This is a genomic window from Microscilla marina ATCC 23134, assembly GCF_000169175.1.
GTDB classification, from domain to species: domain Bacteria; phylum Bacteroidota; class Bacteroidia; order Cytophagales; family Microscillaceae; genus Microscilla; species Microscilla marina.
In genome coordinates this window covers 22597-44171 of record NZ_AAWS01000046.1, presented here as the reverse complement: position 1 = coordinate 44171, position 21575 = coordinate 22597, and the positions used below count along the sequence as shown (strand labels likewise).

The window sequence follows — 21575 nt, the reverse complement described above, 5'->3', positions numbered from 1 at the left end:
TTTGGTGCGATTTCTACATCGCACTACCCTATTTGGGGTAAGTTTTTCTGACATAGTTTTCTTTTTTCTCTTCAAACAACTTTTTTTATAGAAAAACAAACCCAAAGTTACATCAATTTTATTAAATCATATATTCATAAAATTGTACACTACAACTTTATTGTTTTTCAAAAACCAAGTGTAAGTAGTCTATAACAGACTTACTCCACCTATTGAACAGGTATTTTTTTAGCATAAAAACTTGATATATCACACAAGTAAGGTTAAATTTATATAAAAATCAATAAAAGGATTATCCCTTACACGCATTGTTCAATGATGTATAATAAAATCAGGTCAATATTTATACTTATCTTCTTATGCTCTACCTTGCTGACACAAGCACAACACACTGCCAAAGGGCTAGAGAAGCTACTCAAGGGGCTGAACCAGGCACCTGACCAATCAACAAGAGCAGTAGTGCTCCATCGGTTGGGCTTGTGGTACGAAAGAGATAAAAACTATGAGAAGGAGATTCAATACCTTGAGGATGCTTATAATATAGAGCGTAAACAAGGCAACACTTCCAGAGAAGTTACCAATCTGGAGCATTTGGCATATGCTTACCAACAATTGGGGCTATACAATGATGCCATTGACCGTTTGGAGCACTTGCTTACACTATATAAGCAACAAGACAAACAAGAAGCCATTGTTCAGACTCACTACGACTTGGTAAAACTGCACAAGCTCAACCATGCCTATAAAAAGGCCATTCAACATAATAAGGTATTGATAAAGCTATATACTCCAGCCCACCATCAAGAGGCCTTGGTAAAGGTATATGCCGATTTAGGCTTTTTGCATCAGCAAACCGGCAAGGCTGAACAAGCAGTGCAATACTATGTACAAGCCAGTAAGCTTAATCTCGGAATGGCAGGCAAAACCAACCGCCAGGCAGACTTACTCATGAACATAGGCTTCATACATCATAGAGCACTTAATGCCCCTACAAAGGCACAAGACTATTATACCAGGGCGTTGTATTTAAAACAAAAAACCAGTGATGTCATATCACAGGCAATGTTATATAATGAGCTTGCCCAGGTGGAGTATGACAAAAACAACAAAAAACCAGCTGAACGATACACAAAAAAAGCGCTTGCACTTACGCAACAAAGTAGTAAGGTTACCCGATACAGTGTGCAGGCCAAAAGCTATCAATTGCTGGCAAAACTACATGCCAAAGACAAAAACCATTCAACTTCTACGGTTTATTACGCCCAATATTTATTGGTGCAGCAGGTGTTAGACTCATTGGTAAGGGTAAAGCATAAAGCACAACAAAAACAGCTAAAAAAAATACAATACAATCAACGTAAAACAAAATCACGCTTGCTTACCAAAGAAAGACGAAGGAGCCGTTTGCAGGATTTGATTTTGAAGCAAGAAAATGAAATAAATGCGCTCAAAATCAAAGAAAAGGAGGTCTCATTGCTCAAAAAAGAACGTGCCCTAAACAACGAAAAAGTAAAAAATGCTACATTAGAAAAAGACAAAATACAGCAATTGCTGGTACTAGAAGCACAAAAAAGGTTGACTGCCCAACAAAAAGCAGTTGCCGAAAGGCAGAAAATGATCACCGAAAAACAAACGCTAGAAAATGAGAAAAAACAGCAAGCAATTGAGGCTATAGAAAGAGAAAAAAAGCTTCAGAAGCACAAACTTGAAGCTTCGCAAAAAACGCAGGCATTGCAGCAAAAAGAGTTGGAACATGAAAAAGCACAAGGCAGGCTCAAAGATTACTTATTTGTGCTTTTTGGGGCAGTGATTGTACTTGTATTGATGGGGCTGGTGTCTACGGTACGCTCCCGCAAAAAACTCCAGGTAAAAAATACCTTGCTGCATGATGCCAACAATGAAATAAAAGAACAACAAGAAGAGATATTGGTGCAAAATGAAGAGTTGCATCATCGCAATGAGGAAATAGAAGCCCAACGCGATGCCATTGAAGTAGAAAAAAACAAGTCTGACCGTTTGCTGCTCAATATTTTGCCCTATGCCACTGCCCAAGAACTCAAAGAGAAGGGCAATGCTACTCCTCAACACTACCCTAAAGTAAGTGTACTCTTTACCGACTTTAAAGGGTTTACCAAACTTGCCGAAAAACTTACCCCTACTGAAGTAATTGCCGAACTCAACTATTGCTTTAGTGCTTTTGATGATATTTGCCAAAAATATAACATCGAAAAAATAAAAACCATAGGCGATGCTTACATGGCCGCAGGAGGCATACCAGTGGCTAATGATACTAACCCAATAGATACTATAAAAGCCGGGCTGGAAATGCAAACGTTTATGGCACAATGGAAAACAAACAAAGAAGCACAAGGTTTGCCTGTATGGGAGCTACGTCTGGGCATTCACACTGGCGAGGTAGTGGCTGGGGTAGTAGGCAAGAATAAGTTTGCTTATGATGTATGGGGTGATACCGTAAACCTTGCTGCTCGTATGGAGAGTTCAGGAGCACCTGGTATGGTTAACATTTCTGGGCATACCTACCAATTAATCAAAGATCAATTTGAAACTACCTACCGGGGTAAAATCAAAGCCAAAAACAAAGGCGAAGTAGACATGTACTTTGTAAAGGCAACCCAATAGGAATGTTTGCACCAAGTAAAAAATAAAGCACTATGCCTTGCAGGGCAAGTAAGCTTTGTAGTTTTTACCAAGCGCCAATTCTTCTTTAGTATTCTACTAATTTCTTTGATTTTTTAAATTTTTTACCAAGTTTATATACAGCTGGAGGCTGTTTTTATGCATAGTTTAAAAAATATGCTTATTTTTACACCATCATTCAGTCATTCTCTTTGACCCGCACATCGCTTCCAACCCATTTTCAAAATCCAGAAATTTAATTTCAAAGATGCTTTACTAGTACTTGTTTAGTAAAGGTATGCGTCACGTTATCCTGTGTCCAACTTGCTTGAGTGTATCATTTATAGGTATTGAGGGAATACCTGCCCAAAGATCATATCACCTTTTGCCATACACTACCTCTTGGAAAACACTTATCGTATTACTGTTTATTTTCCTGAGGCTGCCAAATGAGTAAACGATGATAGGTTGGTGTCCCAAAATGGGAATATAGTGTTCCAAAATAAGACAAATAAGCATTACAAAACCCTGATTATCAATACATTAGCTAACCAGCGAACTTTTTGTTCTATACTGTCCAAGTTCAGCATATTGATGAATCCTAAATAAATAAAATTTTTGCTATGAAGAAAAAGACCCGAAAACCAAGAGTCGTTACAGTTTACCAAAAACTATGGGAAGCTGGAATAGCGTTTTCTATTACTGACCTTAAATACCTGAACGGGGGTACTTACTATCTTGACTGGCTCAGGGCTAACCCCCGCACAGAGCTAGAAGAAATGGAAATGGTATATGAAGGAAAAAGAATCAAACAATTTTTATTTCCAGCGTTTTTTGAGAAAAAGATAGAATCTAAAATATTCTTTCACTTCCAGCGCAAGTCCGATCACTTGAAAAAGTTTCCCTTGGAAGGTAAGAATAAAACAAACAAAGAAAATACAGAAGAGTAAACCACACGGCAACTCTCCTTTATTTCTTGTTTTACCAACCACCATCAGATTTATACTCAGCAAGTTATAAATTTATCAGTCAAAAGGTAAGGTACTGGTTTTAAAGTAACGATAAAGTTGATAGTGAAGAAATTGATCAATGGCTAAATGTTATTGCAGTGCATTTAGCCATTGATACTTAAGAAGACTTGGGTCTGAAAACCTTGACTACCTCTGGGTTGCACTCTAGATAAGGGCCTTCTATCAAATCTATACAATAAGGAATTGCCGGAAAAACGGCGTCTAAACACTCCCGAATAGCCTTGGGTTTGCCTGGTAGGTTTACAATCAATGTACGGTTGCGTATACCCGCAGTTTGGCGTGACAAAATAGCCGTAGGCACATACTTCAGACTTTCCTGTCGCATCAACTCTCCAAAACCTGGCATCATTTTCTGACACACGGCTTCGGTGGCTTCCGGAGTCACATCGCGTTTGGCGGGTCCAGTTCCCCCTGTAGTCACAATCAAACAACACCCCTCACTATCTGCCATCTTTTTGAAGGCGGCCTCTAGCTGATCCTGTTCATCAGGAATAACCTGGTACACAGGCGTCCACTCCGACACCAGGTACTCGTTGAGAGTACTTACTACTGCCTTGCCCGGAATGTCTTCATAAATTCCCTTGCTGGCTCTATCTGACACATTGATGACGCCTATTTTAATATTTGTTGCCATAGTATGTTTAAAGGAATATTTTTTATTTTAAACCCTTTTTCTCAAAATCTTTGTATAGCAAACTTGGTTGTATACCAGTGTTGTTTTGATACTTGCCACTCTTAAGATAAAGCTCATAGGCTCCTTCTACTGAGTGAAAATATATTTGGCAAATTTCTACTCCGGCATAAATACGTACTGGATGAATACAAAACATTTCTAAAGTCCAGTATCCACTAAAACCTACATCGCCAAAACCTGCCGTTACGTGCACAAATAACCCCAAACGTCCTACCGAAGAGCGCCCCTCTAACATAGGTACGAAATAATCGGTTTGAGTATGTTCAACAGTTTTGCCTAAGTATAGCTTGCCAGTTTCCATCAAAAAACCTTCTTCCGGAATCTTCAGATTTTTGGTTTTGTGAGGTTTTTTCATGTCCAATTCGCTGTCTTCGTATACCATTAGTTCGTCAGACAAGCGCAAGTTATAACTATTAGGATTTAAACGATTTTCATCGAAGGGATCAATATGTATTTTAGTGCCTAAATTTCGTTGAATTTCCTTTCCTGAAAGAATCATGGGCTTCTTTAAATTTATACTTTGGTTGTATTGATTGACAGTGCTGTAAGACTGGGTACACAAAGAATATTACCCTAAACTTACTACAGCGTCCTATTTGAGCTAAATTTGAATACGAAGGTATCAAATTTATTTTAGTCATCTCAAATGTTTCAAATAAAAAGATTGGGGCAAAAAGCGGACATAAAGGCTTAATAAACTGATTTATAAAGAGTTTTGCCTCTGTACAAGTATTATACAGAGGCAAACAAACCCCCAAGGCATGGGTACTGTCTATTTGCTATTCTCTTAATCAAAACTTCAGGGGTTGCTCCACTCTAAGAAAGGTAACTTTGCCTTCATATAATTTTATCATTTGATGCTTGGCATCTTTGCTTTTTTGGGCACGCCCAGGAGTAGTTTGGCCAGGAGTGACACGCAAAGTGTGGTGCATAAACAAATTGTTGGGGGCAGTGGCAAACCTGGCTCGAACGCCAGACATATAAGGTGGCAAGTGCGAAGCACCAGGCTTGGTATGGCACCCAATAGTAGCTCTGCCACGTTTTCGTTCACTTTGGGTAATTGCTATAGGCGAATAATACGTGAAGTGAATGTCTCCACCACTCCCCCCCAGTTTAATCAGCGCTTGCTCATCACTTGCTTTTGGGTAATACCGCGACTTGTTGTATCCTTTACCGCCACTGGTATTGATCAACAAGTCACCTAAGGTATAAATATTCATCTGAAGCAACAATTGGATCCCAACTTTCCCGTCCGGGCTTCTCGTGGTGCCATGGGCTCCTCTGGCATCCATCACACACCTGCGCCCTATTTTTACATAGCGGGCATACAAAGCAAATTTTTTACTTCCTACTATTTTAAGGGTCGATTTATCGTGCATAATGAGTGTATCGCACACCACTACGCTTTGACTTATCTGATAAGTTTTTTTCCTGTCAACTTCTATCTTGTGGCATTTAAGACTATCTGTTCTACTGCTCTTGGTCATACTTTGCGCCTGTAAAGTACCTACACCAATGGTGAGGCAATAAATTAAAAGTAACTGTTTCATTTGGTCTGTTTTGTGTTACTTTAGTTTTACTCCTATTGAAAGAGATAAAGGAAAAATAATCACCTACCTAATTCATTTCTTTGGGGCATACCACTCATTTTTACCAGAGATAGCCCATCCTCAAGTTAAAAACAGTTGAAAATCTACATAGTCTTCCCTCCATACCCTTAGTCATATAATGCTTATATTCAGGGTGTTAAAAAATAACATGAGAAAAATCAGACAAGCCTTGTTATAAAAAGTTTAGTTTCTATAATTTTGTGCAATTTTAAGCATCATCATTTTAGTACATCAATTAATATTAGTAATGCCCAAAAATACCAATATTAAATCTGTATTGATCATAGGTTCAGGACCTATTGTGATCGGTCAGGCTTGCGAATTTGACTACTCTGGCTCTCAGGCTGCCCGGTCTCTCAAAGAAGAAGGCATAGAGGTTACTCTTATCAACTCTAATCCGGCAACGATTATGACTGATCCGAGTATTGCGGATCATATATATCTTAAACCGCTTAATAAAAAGTCTATCATTGAGATTCTCGAAGCACACGACATAGATGCTGTATTGCCTACAATGGGTGGACAAACAGCCTTAAACCTGTGCATTGACTGCCAAAAAGCAGGCGTTTGGGAGAAGTTCAATGTAGAGATTATTGGGGTAGATATAAACGCAGTAGAAACTACCGAAGACCGAGAGCGGTTTCGTTTGCGTATGCACGAGCTTGGCGCCAATGTGTGTAAAGGTAAAACCGCAACTTCTTTTCTGAAAGGAAAAGAAATTGCCCAGGATGTAGGCTTTCCCTTGGTGATTCGTCCTTCATATACACTGGGTGGTTACGGGGGAGGTTTTGTCCACTCCGAAGAAGAGTTTAATAAGGCGCTTACCCGTGGTTTAACAGCATCGCCTATTCATGAGGTGTTGATTGAACAAAGTATTTTGGGTTGGAAAGAGTTTGAGTTGGAACTGCTCCGCGATAGTGCAGGTAACGTGATCATTATTTGCTCTATTGAGAATGTAGACCCTATGGGTATCCATACCGGGGACTCTATCACTGTAGCACCCGCTATGACGCTGTCTGACAAACACTATCAGGCAATGCGTAACCTGGCAATTAAAACAATGAATGGTATTGGGCAATTTGCCGGAGGCTGTAACATTCAGTTTGCTGTAAACCCCGAAAATGACGATATCATAGTGATTGAGATCAACCCAAGGGTTTCGCGTTCGTCGGCGTTGGCTTCTAAAGCCACTGGGTACCCTATTGCCAAGATCGCGGCTAAGCTTGCCATTGGCTACAACCTCGATGAGTTGAAAAACCAGGTAACCAAGACTACTTCGGCTTATTTTGAGCCTACCATTGATTATGTAATTGTAAAAATACCACGCTGGAACTTTGAGAAGTTTCAGGGAGCCGATACCAAACTTGGGCTGCAAATGAAGGCAGTAGGTGAGGCTATGGGCATTGGGCGTAACTTTCAGGAGGCATTGCAAAAGGCTTGTCAATCGTTGGAAAACCGACGCAATGGGCTGGGAGCTGACGGCAAGGAGCTGACCAACCAGCAAGAGGTGTTAGATAGCCTTGAAAACCCCAGCGGTGACCGCATCTTCCATATCAAAGACGCCTTTACTATGGGGATTAGCTTCCGTACTATTAAGAAGCTGACCAAAATGGATGATTGGTTTTTGTATCAGATAGAAGAGCTGGCAAAGCTGGATAAAGTCATCCAAAAATATACCTTGGACAATGTACCTGCCAAACTTATACAAGAAGCCAAGCAAAAAGGCTATGCCGATCGTCAGATTGCCCACTTGTTGGGTTGCCTGGAAAGCGAAGTATTCCATAAACGTGCAGAAATGGGGGTTCGCAGGGTATACAAACAAGTAGATACTTGTGCAGCTGAGTTTGAGGCAAAAACCCCTTATTACTACTCTACTTTTGGTACATCACTCGATGCCTCGTTTGAGGGCGGAGATGCTGACGATACTTTTGACAGTGTAAATGAGTCGGAGGTAACTCCAGCCAAAAAGAAAATCATTATTTTGGGCTCAGGCCCTAACCGCATTGGTCAAGGCATTGAGTTTGACTATTGCTGTGTGCACGGGGTACTTGCCGTAAAAGAGGCGGGTTATGAAGCCATCATGATCAACTGTAACCCCGAAACAGTGTCTACAGATTTTGACATTGCCGATAAGTTGTATTTTGAGCCGGTGTTCTGGGAACATATTTATGACATTATTCTGCACGAAAAACCAGAAGGAGTTATTGTTCAGCTAGGGGGGCAAACAGCACTTAAACTTGCCGAAAAACTAGACCGTTACAATATTCCTATCATTGGTACTTCTTATAAGGCACTCGACCTTGCCGAAGATCGTGGGAGTTTTTCTACCTTGCTCAAAGAAAACGATATTCCTTACCCTGAGTTTGGCTCGGTGAGTACTACTGAGGGAGCCCTTGAGCTTTCTAAAAAGCTGGATTTCCCATTGTTGGTTCGCCCATCTTATGTGTTGGGGGGCAACAAGATGAAAATCGTAATTAACGAGCAAGAACTGGAAGAGCACGTAGTAGATGTGTTGAACTATTTCCCAGACAATCAGATTTTGTTAGATCATTTTCTTGATCAAGCAATTGAGGCAGAAGCTGACGCTATTTGTGACGGCGAAAATGTGTATATCATTGGTATTATGGAGCACATAGAGCCGGCTGGTATCCACTCAGGAGATTCGCACGCGGTACTGCCCCCATTTTCATTGAGCCCATTATTGATGGAAAAGATTGCGCAGTATACCAAAAAGATTGCGCTGGCGCTGGATACAGTAGGGCTTATCAATATTCAGTTTGCTATCAAAGGCAATGATGTGTATGTGATTGAGGCTAACCCAAGGGCATCGCGTACTGTACCATTTATTTGTAAGGCGTACAAAACTCCTTACATCAATTATGCAACTAAGATTATGCTGGGTGATAAGAAGTTGGCAGACTTTGATCTTGACAAATCGGCTACGTCGTGGTTTGTGCCCGTAGGACAAGGTTATGCCATCAAAATTCCGGTATTCTCGTTCAATAAGTTCCCAAATGTAAACAAGGAACTAGGTCCAGAGATGAAGTCTACCGGAGAAGCTATTTATTTTATCAAAGACCTTCAGGACGAAGAATTTGAAAAGGTATACAGCGAACGTAATTTGTTCTTGAGCAGGTAATTTAAACATCACTTGCTTCTTGACCATTCTTTATTAAAGCCTTGCTTACTTTCTAGCCCGAAAGTTGGTAAGGCTTTTTACATAAATACTTGTTTAATATAATGCATTTTAAACCCCCAAAAACGCTTGAAACGTATCTAAACTTATCAACCATCTAAAAAAATAACCCATGGCTTTATTTAAAAACAAACTCAAAAGTTTTCAGGAACAAGCGACTCAGGAAAAACAAGCACTACAGCAACAAATAGAGCACCTGAAAACACAAAACCAGGCGCTGGCCAAACAAAACAACAATTGGCAACAGCAAAACCAAAGTTTACAAACAGAGGTACAGCAACTGCAGCAACAAGGCAAAAAACTAGAGGAACAAAATACCAGTCTGCAACAAATCCAGGAGGCATCGGAAGAAATAGCCAGAGAACTACGCAACAAAAATGATGAACTACAAAAACAGCTAGAACTGTTGCAGGTTCAAGTTGCTGATCACAAGGTGGCATTGGCGCAAAGCCAACAAAATACTGACGCTGCCAATAGTGAGCAAGCTTTGTTAAAGCAAAAAAATAAGCAATTACGTAAAATTTCCAGACAACACAAGCAAACTTTACGCCCACTTAAGGGTAAAAAAATGCCCATAAAACTTCGCCAAATCACGATAAAAACACTCCAACCCATCCACACCCCTTCCGAAGAAAGCTCTGAATCAAATGCTATGACCCACAATGCGCTGGGGCAGGTAAAAACCCAGGCAGAGTTTCAGAATGTGCCTGTAAACATGGGCAACCGTATGATTACGCCCAGGGTGCGTAGGCGTTAAGGCGATGTACCAACATAGTTTGACCAATACATAATAATGGACAATAGATCGCAAAATTTATATCTTTCAGAACAAAAAACTGGAAGTTGATATAGTAGAAGTGAAAACACAATCCGTCACCCAGCATTTTTTATGAAAGCAAGCACTATAGACGAAGTGATTACCCAATTAGACGACATTATCAATGTATCTAAACAAACCAAAAGCCCTTTGGGATACTTTGCAGCTTTGTACCAAAAAGTGACCATCAAAGTAAAGGAAGGCATTGCCCAAAACTTTTTTGAAGATGGGACAAGAATGGAAAAGCTGGACGTGATCTTTGCCAACCGTTACCTGACTGCTTACTACGACTACCAACAGGGCAAAGCGGTTACCCAATCGTGGCAAAAGGCTTTTGCTCTGGCATCGCGCTACTGGCCTATAGTGTTGCAACACTTACTTATGGGCATGAACGCCCACATTAACCTTGACTTGGGCATCGCAGCTGCCGAGGTATCTAAAGGGCATCATATATCGGATTTAAAAGACGATTTTAGTAAAATTAATCAAGTGCTTTCGTCGCTGGTACACGAAGTACAAAACGATTTGGCTACCATTTGGCCTACATTCAGGTGGTTGCTTAAAATAACAGGTAAAACTGATCAACTGGTGACCGATTTTAGCATGCAACTTGCTCGCGATGGTGCCTGGAAATTTGCCCAAAGCCTCGTGTTATTGCCTGATAGTGAGTGGAGAGATGCTATCAAAGTACGTGATAAAAACATTGCCGCTAAAGCCCACCTGGTGTCTAACCCAGGGCTGTTACCCAATATTTTTTTGGGTATGGTAAGGCTAAGCGAACGAGGGTCTGTCGGCCAAAAAATTGCCCAAATGCAGTAATAAAGAAAGTAGAGTTTCATCTGATGAGAAAACTAACTACCCCTACCAAATGACAAAAAAACGACTTTGGAACGCAGATAAAATAGTCAGCATTTCGGCCATTATGATCAGTGTTATGACACTGGCAGTATCTTGGTACCAAACAGCCATTATCAGGCAACAACAAAGGCTTTCGGTCTTGCCTTATTTGTCGTTTCAAAACTATGGAACAGGTGGGGCAAACTACAAGTATACACTTAGGAACAATGGGATCTGCTTTTATAGAGGCAGTGTATATCACGCACAAGGGGAAACGGTATGACCTGGATTTGCCTCGTTTTTTGAACAAACATGTGCCCGAATCCAGGCAAATCAAGAAAATGAAGCATTCAAACATCACCATAGGCAACCTGATACCTGCTGGGGTGCACGTCAATATACTGGAAATTGATCATTCACAAACCAGTGCTGATCAAATATTGGTTTTGCTGGAGAAACTAAAAAAAGAAAAATTGAGTCTGACAATTATTTATCAGTCGGTGTATAAAGAACGGTGGAAGCTCGTATCGGGCAATCATGCCCCCGAAAAATTGTAAAAGGTGGGGTTAGGCAACACGCCAAAAAGCTAAATATGTGGGCAAAAAAGAAGCCCAATCACGGCTATTTTTGTGCTTGGGCTTACGCTTATATACTTTTTTAGATACTACCTTTCGGGTAAACAATGTGGTGCGCGACTGATGTGCAATACTTTGCAAGTTTGGGTCGGCGGTGGCAGGGCTTGCCTGCGCTTTTTTCTTTTTCTTTGCCATTTTATTTTTAAAAATTTAGTTTTACAAACTGGATATTATACTCTAATAGTAGGCAAAAAGTTGCCATATCAACTACAAAAATATACCTCCCCTACCCTATCGAGAGTTTTATTGAAATAAGCCTTTACTATTAATAAGGATTTAGTATTTTAGTCACCCGACAAAACTCTACACGAACAAAAACTTATGATATAATATGAGAAAACAACTGTTGTTCACCGCTTTATTTTTGGTTGGTTGTGTATTCCAGGGAATTGCCCAGAAAAAACTCTGGCGAGTAATCAAACTCGGCAAATATCCCAATACGGCTTACACCCCTTGTTGCCAAGATTTTAGAACTGTATTGCTAGAAGGATTAAAAGAAAAGAAGTTGGCTGCCTATATGTATACAGGCAAGTTTGGTGATGTTACTCAGGTAATTTCGTTTGCCAATGTACAAAGCTTTAGTAAGAACTTTGACAAAGCCAAAATCAAGGGTAGCGACTTTAACACGCTGGAGTTACACGAGGACTATTACCCCGACAAAAATCAATTTGACATTAAAGCAATGTCTATCATTATCAAAGCCAAAGGCAAAATATTGGGTTTGCTTTTTAAATACGATGAAGCAAAAAAACACCTCGATGATGCCTACAACAACTCGCTCCCATTGCATCAATATGAAGCACTCAAGGCTTTTTGGCAATCGCCCGAAGATCCTACCGTACAATGGCCAGTCACCAAGGCGCTAAAAAAACGTAAATTTGCCTCTATTATCCCTCGTTCCATTGGCTTGCCTCTGCCTATGCTGGCAAGGCTCAGAGGAAAAGATTATCGTGCGGTTCAAACAGAGATATGGTTTCCTGGTTTTGTGAGGGTCGACCTTGAAAACTACCGTACTACTATCAGCTACAAGCTCCCCCTAAAAGCCCCGGAAAATAAAGCCCTTTATCAAAAAAAAGGCGCACTAGCGGCAGAACTGCTGGAGGGGATCAAAAATGGTAAACTTACCCCCTACAAAGCTACTTCTATTCGTGCCAATAAACCATTGGTAAAACAAGACGCTCAAAAACTGGCAAGTAAGTTATATTACCTTAATTCAAGCAAAGACTCTATTCCTTTGCAGGGAACAGATATCCAAAAACTCAGATTGGATGGGCATTGGACGATCAATAAAAAATCGAGCAAACGTAATTTTAAGATTGCAGGTATTACTCTGATCATTACCACCAACGATGCGCTCAAAAGTTTACCCAAACACCTGGCACAACTTGACTACAAAGAGGTGAAAAGTTACTTGGACAGCCGCTACGAAGAGAGTAAGAAAGAAAAAAAGGCAACCCCAAAGAAAAAAGAAAAAGGCATTGCAGTATGGATAAACCCTGAGAAGCCCGAAGAAAAAAAGAGTTTTACCGAAGCGCTGGAAAAAGAGCTTTACAAAGCACACATTCACTGGTTTGCCAATCGTACTGGAAAAAACTTGAAAGAATTGGCTAAAAGCAACAGTATGAAGCCAGCAGAGGCAAGAAAAAGAGTACAGATGTACTTAGATGGTTTTGGTAAAAAGTAGTACTCAGATAAAAACACCTTCTTGTATAGACTAGCAGGAAGGTGTTTTTAAAATAAGACGACTATCACTTAGTCTTGGTTCGCTTCCCCCTTAAATACCTCCCAGGATAAAACACTAGTTGGATGAGGTTATACTCTAGTTGACTAAAATCAAACTTCTTACCTTCTACCTCAAAGGAAGACAATGGATACCAACGTAAATTAGTTCTTAAAATCAAGCATTCATCTGTTTTGCCAGGCAAGATATCCCAGCCTATGGTGACCCCTGGTTCTATTTTACTAAACGTAAGCTCTTTGCTATTTTGGGCAGTTTCTTCGGTATAGCCCAGTTGATCATACGCTACATTGAGCCCTATATAAGGCACAAAACCAGAATAATCGGTCAGAAATTTATTTACCTCAAAAGCCAAAGATGTTTTTTTAATAGTTTGAGTAGTCCCATAACCATTGTTGGTAAATGTTGGATTTCGGAAAGACAAAGCACAAAACACTCCTGCCTTATTGAACTGATACCCCAAGGCTATATCAAAATATCCCTCAGATGCTATCTGGTCTTTGAGATAAGGAAGCATTTCTTGATTGTAGGTAGTCTTGGTCAAGGAAAAGGAACTAGAGGGGCCTATGCCTACAAAAAAATCTCCGGCATATTGCGCTCCTTCTCCTAGCTTAGATACAGTTTTGTAGCTATTCCATTTTTTATTCACCTCCTCCGATTTATGCCTACTAGCTTCAAAAGCATACGCCAAACCTGCTTGTATTCTAAATTTAGGGGTTGTAATTTTTTCAAAGCTAGTTTTACTTATTGGGTAAACCCACTTGTTGTCGTAAAAATAATGCAGGCCCAACCTTAACGAAAAATTTTTGTATCCATACAATACACCAGCTTCAGGTACCAACATAAAACTCTTAGATAAAGTAGGGTTATCTTCACCTTCAACACTTTGTTTCAGGTCTAACCCCGACCAGCTTATGCCTACATAGGGTCTTATTTTACCTGGTTGATACTTCCACGGCAAAAACCTCGCTCCAGTAGTCACCCAATGAGTAAGCGCTGCTTTGACTTGATCGTTAGACGAAAAATCTAGTTGACTTAACGGAAAATTAACATAAAACTCTGCATGTCCCCAGAAGTGAAAACCACCCCAACTAAGGTAAGGGTTGAATGATGATGAATGAGTCACTGAAGTTTTTTGATTGTTTACTATACGTGTACCTTTAAAGGCAGGAGAAAAGCCACCTCCCAACTCAAAGTAGGTCTTTGCAAAATCAAGCCTTTGATTTTTTTTAGGAATAAGCGTGTCTTGTTGAGTCAATGCTTTCAGTGAACAAAGCATTAGTAAAGTCATTAAAAATAATTGTTTCATTGTCTTTGTTACATTTTTTTGATAATGCAACAATAATCAGCAAGAAAAACCCTAAGCACAATCAGGCATTGGTATGGAAAAATAAGTGAACGGTTAAATCATACAAAAGTATGAGAAGTATCAACAATACATAAGCTACTAATAATCAGCATATTATTAACGAAAGTAATTCTATTTTACTTTTAACTCCACATTTCTTATAAATATTAGATGCATGGGTTTTTACAGTTGGCAACGAGATAAATAACTGTTCTGCTACTTGCTTGTAGGTGTGTCCTTTGATCAATAATAAGGCTACCTCTTGCTCGCGCTTTGTAAGAGCATAGTTTGACAAACTATGTTCTTTGCTTACTGCTGCTGTGTTGAACAAAGCCAGACGCTGTATATCATCCCAAAGCTTATTGCTTGCCATTATAATAAAAATTACTGGCAGAGTAAACCCTATTTTTGCCTCGATACGGTGAAGAGAAGTGATGTAGTCGGTGAGTAACAAAACCGGCACCACAACCAACAGAATACTGGCAAAATACTGTTCTATTTTTTCTTGATGCTTCGTTTTGAATTTTGAGGAAGTCTTTTTGATGAATAGCATAGAACCAGCCACTGATCCACCCATAAATATTACTATTACATACTGAATAATTCCCAGTAAATTAACGAAACTACCCACCAATACAAGTAATATTAAGCTGCCTGATACTATTAAAAGTATTTTTTTGTAGGCTTGAGAAACTTGATTTTTCCGTTCTACCCATACACTCAACGGTGTGGTAAGTCCTATGAGTGTCATGCATACTAAAGTAAAGGCATTTGTAGCAGATGTAGGCGGTAAAAAAGCACTTATGGTAAAACTCACAATCAATAACAGTAAGGCTACAGTAAAACAAATCGTTTCAACAAATTCAAGGTTTCTTTTATAACAAACCAACTGCATAAATAGAGTAAGGATAAGTACGCTGTAGGCAATAATCAATAATATAATCTCCAGTAATTTCATGAAAGGGTAATCAACTATTTATACAAAAAAGCCCCACAAAATAATCATTTACTTTGTGAGGCTCTCAATATATTCAGTAATAAACACCGTATCTATTTAATCTCTGTCTTTCAACCACTCGGCAATGGTTGGGCTAAGTTCCTTTTGCGAACGACGTCCGGTAAATACTCCAATATGTCCACCCGGAAATTCATACAACTTTTTGTCTTTTGATCCTACCAAGTCGTTCAACGGAATGGTAGAACTTGGAGGTACCAAGTGGTCAGCCGCAGCATAAATATTGAGCAATGGTGAAGTAACCTTTTTAAGGTCTATCTTATCCCCTCCTACAACCAACTCGCCTTTTACCAATTTGTTTTGTTGATATAAATCTTTGATAAACTGGCGGTAAGTTTCGCCTACCTGGTCGGGCTGGTCATTGATCCACTTTTCCATACGCATAAAGTTCATGATTTTTTGCTCATCGTCTAGCATATCCATCAAGTTCTTTTGTTTGCGCACTTTGAGCATAGGCTTAAGTTGCTGAAAGCCCATATCAAGGAAAGTGCCCGGCACCAAACCACCAAAACCCTCTACAATGGCGTCTACGTCCATATTACGCGACCACTTAAACAATAAACCGTCATCAGTAGAAAAGTCAATAGGAGTAACCATGGTAATCAAATTTTTGACCTTTTCGGGGTGCAACGCACTATAAATAGTAGAGAAGGTTCCTCCCTGGCATACACCCAATAAGTTAACCTTGTCTATGTTGTGGCTTTCGCAGATAAAATCTACCGCTCCATCAATGTACACATTAATGTAGTCATTCATCGTGATATAGCGGTCATTGCGGGTAGGATAACCAGTATCAATTACATAAATATCGATGCCCAATGAACCCAGCTTGCGAATAAGGCTTCGGTCTGGCTGGAGATCCATCATATAATAGCGGTTAATCAATGCATAAGAAATTACAAGAGGGGTTTTACAGGTGGGTTTGTCTTCTCTGGTATAATGGTAAAGCTTTATTTTGTCTTTAGACCATACCAACTCTTTAGCAGCTGTTCCGATTTGTACCTCATCCAGCGAATTAAAAACTTCATAACCTTTCACTAGTTTGCTGGTAGTATCATTAATTTTTTGGAATAGGTCACCAACTTGATTTTCCATTGTTGTATTGATAGTTTAAATATTGTTTATGACTAATACAAGTAATATTACGAATAAATTATGCACACTTACTCAAAGTATTAAAAAAAAGGGGAATCATTGATTAATTCCCCTTTGGTATTTTGTGGTGGCTAGTAAAGCGGAAAAAATAAGATGTGCCAATAAAACAAAATATTTGTTGAGTGGGCGAGTCAAAAAACCTTTGCATAGCCCAAGCTATGGAACTGTTTTTTGAGGAAGTCCACTCGGCAAAGATACCGTTTTATGGCTCAGATTATTTTTGTAGGTTTACTTAAGCGCACTTATTTAGTGGTTTTTGCCGCAGTCGTAGTTTTTTTGGTGGCTGCAGTAGCTTTTTGTGTTGCAGGTTTTTTCTTAACAGCTTCTTTCGGCGCTTTGGCTTTGGTTTCCAATGCTTTTTCCAAGCTTTGTACCCTGTCTTTCAACTCTTTGATAGTCGCATTCATTTCGTCTACTTCTGAACGAGGCACTACAGGCAATGGCGCCAGGTAGTGTTCCATTTGCTTGTCGAGGTCGGTTTTGATCTGTAAGCCTATTTGCAACAAATCTCCTTGAATTTTAGAGAAAGCATTGCCCGCAAACAGCTCAACCATGTCGTCTTCAAGGGTGTTTACCCATTGACTGTAAAACTCATCATAAGTTACGGGGTCAGTACTTTCTGACATACGATTTGCCAGGTCTTTTACTACCTTCTCAATAGACTTTTGTCCGGTTACATATACCAGATTTTGCATCTCTACCGACTTGATGTAGTATTTAACGTGCTTTTCGTGTATACGCATCATGATGGCTAAAATCTCTTTTTCACGACTTGGAGGAATCATCGTAAAATAAGGATTACTAAATTTATAGAATTGGTCAGTAAACTGATAGTTCAAATCAGCCAACACATTGAAATTCTTATCCATCAACCCATTAGGCATCATCTTGGCAATTTGCTGCATCGGATCATTGAATAATCCTTGAGTCATACCTTTGATCATTTCAGCAATTTTTTGCCCTTGCTCTACAATCATGTTGGCTTTGGTTGGATTCATAAAATGAAACACCGAATCAAACACTGATTGGTACTTGCTCATGTCTACCATTTTGTGGAGCGAATCAACTCCCATGGTATTACTTTGCATCATTTTATGGATGGGTTGCCATATTTCAAACATTTTGATATAGGCACGCGAACTGTCTACAAACCCACCAAAAGTGTCTTTTGTAAAATCTCCGGGAACATAACTTGATTGAGAAAAAGGTTTGCCAAACTGTGAGGTGAGTTGGCCATAGATGCTGTTCCATTGCTCATACACTTTCTTAATGTTTCCCAAGTGCTTGTCGCCAGCGTTTTCAGTGCTAAAATTTTCGGTGGCTTCTTTTACCACAGTCATCCAGTTCTCTGTAAACTTTTGCTGTGTCGAAACCCACTCTTGTAAAAACTCAGGAGTAACATCTCCTACTTTATTTTTTATCTCCGCAAGCATAGTATCCATAGCACCTTTTTGTTGGTTAAACCAATTAGAATACACATCACTAGCTTGTTGGCTACCGCCTTCTTTTTTGTTAAAAGATTCTTGAATTTTTTTAGAGGTGTCTACAATGCTGTCTACCAGCTGGGTTTGGGTATTTACCCAGGCATCAAAGAAATTTTTTGTACTATCCATAGTAATCGAGTTTATGTGAGTCTGCAAGACAAATGTAAGATTATGCTCAAAATATAAAAAAAATATCTTAAAAAAACTTCTACCAACTATTACTCTGAATAATTGATACTATTATTATAAGGGTGAATTGTATTTATCCCATGTAAGGTTGATTTTTAAATCAAATAGACATAGTATTGTACTTTACGAATATTATCTGATCTCAAACAAAAAACTTATGATCGAGCAAAACGAGGAGTACCGTCACTCATTTTCTTTTACTCAAGACGATGTCATCAAATTTTCTGAAGTTACTGGAGACAAAAATCCTATTCACTTAGATGCGGACTATGCGGCCAACACTCCCTTTTCTCAGCCTATTATGCACGGCTTTCTCGCTGGCAGCATTTTTTCCAAAGTTTTTGGCACCCTATTTCCGGGTGAAGGCACCATCTATATGAAGCAAACCATGGAGTTCCGCAGACCTATGTTCGTTAACAAAGAATATGAAGCAGTGTTTAAAGTAACCGACATAAACCGCGAAAAACACCGGGCAGTGATAAGTACGTCAATAGTAAATAAAGAAGATGGGAAAGAAGCCGTGAACGGTGAAGCAATGTTGATGAATAAAGGGAGAATTTAGGAATAATAAAAAAAACAGGGCGGGTAAATAAATACTTACCCACCCTGTTATATAAAAATTAGGTACTTTCGATAAAATCAATGCGCTCTTCTTTTGAGCATGACTTCCAGACTAAAAACCAGTCTAGCAGTTCATCATTGTTATTAAATTCGCCTATAGGATAGGCACGTTTTTCTTCTCCTTCTATATTGATGGCACAATAGGTAATAAGGGCATCTAAAAAGAACTGTTGCAGGTCTTCGTCTGACGCATTAATTTCGTTTTGTAATGCTTCAAAAAAAACACTGAATGTATGTTGATTGAGCAAGCATCTAAACATTACCTGGTCGCGCAAGAGATCTAGTTTAAAAATGGTATACTCAGTAATTACGGCGAGTATTTTACCATTCAAGTACTCTTCTGCCTGTTGTTTTGAGAGAAAAAAATTTTTATCTACGTGTAACATAAGTTTTTCACTTTTCTGGTGTTAATATTCAGGTGATTGTTTTACTACTCTGTATCGGTGCCTTCAGGCTTATTATTTGCCTCTTGAGTTTCTCTAATGCTTTCTTCACGTACCCAATCTTTGGCAGATTCTAAGTCTTTAAACTTTTGCACATCTACATATTTTCTGAGCTCTTGCTCGGCTCTGCCTATAGCCGACTGTACAAATACATCTTTGGGTACTACATAGGCTGACCTTTTGAGCCCAGCTCTGATAAATTTCGGAAACATTTCATTGATTTGGTACTCTTGCTGATCGCGCGAAAGCACCTTGGAAGTACGCACATCGGTAATAAAACTGGAGGCTCCAGTAGATTTCATCAGCTCTAGCACTTGTTCCATGGTTTCGCGGTATTCGCCCTGCAACATAAACCTGTCGTTCCACAAAGCCACCAATGCATTCAGAGATTCCTCATAGTAAATCATTCCTTTTTTTGTAACAATCTTGTGTGTTTCCATAATCTATAGTTTTCGGTACAATATTGTGTATATTTTTACTGCTCAAAAGGATTTTGAAAAGCTGGATTTTGAATAAAGGCAGAGTCGGTCAACATTTTCAGAAAAAAAACAATGTCTGCCTTTTCTTGGGTAGTCAAGGCCAGCGTTTTGCCTTGCACTTCGTTGCTGGCAGCCGTAATCAAAGGATCAAGATTTTGCGCAGCCTGGATGTGTTCATTGTAATGATCCAGCACTTCTTCCAAGGTTTTAAACCTGCCATCGTGCATATAAGGTGCCGTCAGGGCGATATTTCTGAGCGAAGGTGCCCGCATTTTGCCCTGATCGCTTGCCTGTCCTGTTACCATTGCCAAGCCCAAATCTTTGGGTACCACCTCTAGCCCATTGTTATGAAAAGTGTTCAAAGTAGTGAGGTTGCCCCCGTGGCAATCGCCACAATTGCCCCCTCGCAAAGGAATAGGAGCCGCAGGCTCTGGATGAGTAAAAAACAAGTCAATGGCGCGTTGCTCTCTGGTAGTGGGCTGTACCTCTCCTCTGGCTATTTTATCATACCTTGAGCCCGCAGAAATCAAAGTACGTTGAAATTGCGCCAGGGCTTTTGCCACCAGATCAGCCGAGATAGTTTCGGTGCCAAACGCTTGTTTAAACCTGGTCACATATTCGGGCAAAGCCTGTAGTTTTGCCGTAAGCTCTTCCAAAGTTAGCCCCATTTCACGCTCGTCTTGTATAGGCAACAGGGCTTGCTCTTCGAGGGTGTTTGACCGACCATCCCAAAACAAACGATCTACCCATAGCAAGTTAACCAACGACATGGCACTTCGGCTGGTAGTGCGTCCGTTTACCCCAGTGCTTACCGCCTTGCCATCGGTAAACGCTTTGGCAGGCTGATGACAAGAGGCACAAGACACTTGGTTGGTAGAAGAAAGGCGCTTGTCAAAAAACAAATGCCTCCCCAGGTCTACACCGGCTTGGGTGGTGGGGTTGTCGTTGGGTATTACAAAACTGTTCCCGAAGTGATCGGGGGTATTCAACGAAAAAGGCGGGTTGTCAGGCGTAGTATCTTCAGCCTTACGACAAGACATTTGACATAAAACCAGTAATAACAACCCGATATGTTTAAAACGAATTTTTATCATAAAAGCTTGCGCGTTTTCTTGTAAGAAACTGGTATCAACAGGCACTTTAAATACTATGTATGTATAATAACCTATTCGACGCATCATTGTGTTTTAAACCCTTACATCTGTTGAGTATTAGCAGAGAACAATATAAAAATATTTGGGCATATTTCAAATAAAGCCGTTGAGTCACCAGACCTCCAACTCACTAACAATCAATACATTACAACAAAACACAAGAAATACATTGAAAAAAAACAAAAAAATCTTTACTCCCCCTACTACTTTTTAGCCACAAGTGTGTCTTGTAAGTGAAAGTAATCAAACGATATGGGTTTAAGTTAAATGCTTTTACCTTGTTATGCACACTATGATCATTATGAAAAAACAGTTCTCATGAATAAAAGTGATTGGAGATTCCAATCACTTTTTTTTATAATAATGTTTACAAGTCATTGTATATTGAGCGTATTTTTTCAACCTTTATAGGTCAAGCAAAAGTAGCCAGGGTTACCTGTATTTGCTTTGAGGAGTGGTGGAAAAGTAAGCATTCATTTGTCCACCATTCCT

The 21575-nt window shown here is 39.6% G+C and carries 20 protein-coding genes; 9 read left to right on the top strand and 11 right to left on the bottom strand.

What is annotated here, in order from left to right; translation table 11 throughout:
* The first annotated feature begins 315 nt into the window (after positions 1–315).
* Together M23134_RS39095 and M23134_RS29195 are read left to right on the top strand one after the other, a co-directional pair.
* Complete coding sequence (locus M23134_RS39095) at positions 316–2640, top strand: adenylate/guanylate cyclase domain-containing protein (RefSeq protein ID WP_002702589.1); 2325 nt, start codon at positions 316–318, stop codon at positions 2638–2640.
* Positions 2641–3260: 620 nt separating this feature from the next.
* Entirely contained in the window at positions 3261–3587 is a 327-nt protein-coding gene (locus M23134_RS29195) for a hypothetical protein (RefSeq protein WP_002702588.1), read from the top strand.
* Between the two features lie 178 nt (positions 3588–3765).
* Here the strand turns inward: M23134_RS29195 and mog are convergent, their stop codons facing one another.
* The 3 genes from mog to M23134_RS29180 all read right to left on the bottom strand — a co-directional run bounded on the left by mog (position 3766) and on the right by M23134_RS29180 (position 5912).
* Positions 3766–4302: a molybdopterin adenylyltransferase gene (gene mog / locus M23134_RS29190; protein ID WP_002702587.1), complete on the bottom strand. Its 537-nt coding sequence runs from the start codon at positions 4300–4302 to the stop codon at positions 3766–3768.
* A 22-nt stretch (positions 4303–4324) separates the two neighbouring features.
* Positions 4325–4861 carry a dCTP deaminase gene (gene dcd / locus M23134_RS29185; RefSeq protein ID WP_002702586.1) on the bottom strand — a complete coding sequence of 179 codons (537 nt, stop codon included), beginning with the start codon at positions 4859–4861 and terminating at the stop codon, positions 4325–4327.
* Between the two features lie 292 nt (positions 4862–5153).
* Positions 5154–5912 carry a hypothetical protein gene (locus M23134_RS29180; protein WP_002702585.1) on the bottom strand — a complete coding sequence of 253 codons (759 nt, stop codon included), beginning with the start codon at positions 5910–5912 and terminating at the stop codon, positions 5154–5156.
* A gap of 307 nt (positions 5913–6219) precedes the next feature.
* On the opposite strand from M23134_RS29180, the gene carB reads away from it, so the two are divergent.
* The 5 genes from carB (at position 6220) to M23134_RS29160 (ending at position 11379) form a co-directional block, all read left to right on the top strand.
* The gene (carB, locus tag M23134_RS29175) at positions 6220–9111 is read left to right on the top strand and encodes a carbamoyl-phosphate synthase large subunit (RefSeq protein ID WP_002702584.1); all 2892 of its coding nucleotides are present in this window, start codon (positions 6220–6222) and stop codon (positions 9109–9111) included.
* 169 nt (positions 9112–9280) lie between these two features.
* Entirely contained in the window at positions 9281–9925 is a 645-nt protein-coding gene (locus M23134_RS29170; RefSeq protein ID WP_002702583.1) for a hypothetical protein, read from the top strand.
* A 132-nt stretch (positions 9926–10057) separates the two neighbouring features.
* The gene (locus M23134_RS29165) at positions 10058–10804 is read left to right on the top strand and encodes a DUF5995 family protein (RefSeq protein WP_002702582.1); all 747 of its coding nucleotides are present in this window, start codon (positions 10058–10060) and stop codon (positions 10802–10804) included.
* A gap of 49 nt (positions 10805–10853) precedes the next feature.
* Complete coding sequence (locus tag M23134_RS41465; protein ID WP_002702581.1) at positions 10854–11105, top strand: hypothetical protein; 252 nt, start codon at positions 10854–10856, stop codon at positions 11103–11105.
* Entirely contained in the window at positions 11050–11379 is a 330-nt protein-coding gene (locus M23134_RS29160; RefSeq protein ID WP_198145108.1) for a hypothetical protein, read from the top strand. Before M23134_RS41465 ends, M23134_RS29160 begins: the two co-directional genes overlap by 56 nt.
* A gap of 9 nt (positions 11380–11388) precedes the next feature.
* On the opposite strand, the gene M23134_RS29155 is transcribed toward M23134_RS29160, so the two are convergent.
* The gene (locus M23134_RS29155) at positions 11389–11592 is read right to left on the bottom strand and encodes a hypothetical protein (RefSeq protein ID WP_002702577.1); all 204 of its coding nucleotides are present in this window, start codon (positions 11590–11592) and stop codon (positions 11389–11391) included.
* A gap of 196 nt (positions 11593–11788) precedes the next feature.
* Between M23134_RS29155 and M23134_RS29150 the strand changes: the two genes are divergently transcribed.
* A complete protein-coding gene (locus M23134_RS29150) occupies positions 11789–13141 on the top strand; it encodes a hypothetical protein (protein ID WP_002702575.1) in 1353 nt (450 codons plus the stop codon).
* 64 nt (positions 13142–13205) lie between these two features.
* On the opposite strand, the gene M23134_RS29145 is transcribed toward M23134_RS29150, so the two are convergent.
* The 4 genes from M23134_RS29145 to M23134_RS29130 all read right to left on the bottom strand — a co-directional run bounded on the left by M23134_RS29145 (position 13206) and on the right by M23134_RS29130 (position 18326).
* On the bottom strand, positions 13206–14504 hold the full coding sequence (locus tag M23134_RS29145; protein ID WP_045114574.1) for a hypothetical protein: 1299 nt from the start codon (positions 14502–14504) through the stop codon (positions 13206–13208).
* Between the two features lie 145 nt (positions 14505–14649).
* Complete coding sequence (locus M23134_RS42640; RefSeq protein WP_316928813.1) at positions 14650–15477, bottom strand: helix-turn-helix transcriptional regulator; 828 nt, start codon at positions 15475–15477, stop codon at positions 14650–14652.
* Between the two features lie 120 nt (positions 15478–15597).
* The gene (gene phaC, locus M23134_RS29135; RefSeq protein ID WP_002702565.1) at positions 15598–16653 is read right to left on the bottom strand and encodes a class III poly(R)-hydroxyalkanoic acid synthase subunit PhaC; all 1056 of its coding nucleotides are present in this window, start codon (positions 16651–16653) and stop codon (positions 15598–15600) included.
* Positions 16654–16955: 302 nt separating this feature from the next.
* Positions 16956–18326: a poly(R)-hydroxyalkanoic acid synthase subunit PhaE gene (locus M23134_RS29130; RefSeq protein ID WP_002702563.1), complete on the bottom strand. Its 1371-nt coding sequence runs from the start codon at positions 18324–18326 to the stop codon at positions 16956–16958.
* Between the two features lie 217 nt (positions 18327–18543).
* Here M23134_RS29130 and M23134_RS29125 point away from each other — a divergent pair, with 217 nt between their 5' ends.
* On the top strand, positions 18544–18948 hold the full coding sequence (locus M23134_RS29125) for a MaoC family dehydratase (RefSeq protein WP_002702561.1): 405 nt from the start codon (positions 18544–18546) through the stop codon (positions 18946–18948).
* 58 nt (positions 18949–19006) lie between these two features.
* On the opposite strand, the gene M23134_RS29120 is transcribed toward M23134_RS29125, so the two are convergent.
* From M23134_RS29120 to M23134_RS29110, 3 genes are read right to left on the bottom strand one after another with little or no spacing between them, the layout of a single operon-like run.
* Entirely contained in the window at positions 19007–19393 is a 387-nt protein-coding gene (locus M23134_RS29120; protein WP_002702559.1) for a hypothetical protein, read from the bottom strand.
* Between the two features lie 44 nt (positions 19394–19437).
* On the bottom strand, positions 19438–19890 hold the full coding sequence (locus M23134_RS29115) for a hypothetical protein (protein WP_002702557.1): 453 nt from the start codon (positions 19888–19890) through the stop codon (positions 19438–19440).
* A gap of 35 nt (positions 19891–19925) precedes the next feature.
* Positions 19926–21110 carry a cytochrome-c peroxidase gene (locus M23134_RS29110; protein ID WP_002702555.1) on the bottom strand — a complete coding sequence of 395 codons (1185 nt, stop codon included), beginning with the start codon at positions 21108–21110 and terminating at the stop codon, positions 19926–19928.
* Positions 21111–21575 lie beyond the last annotated feature (465 nt).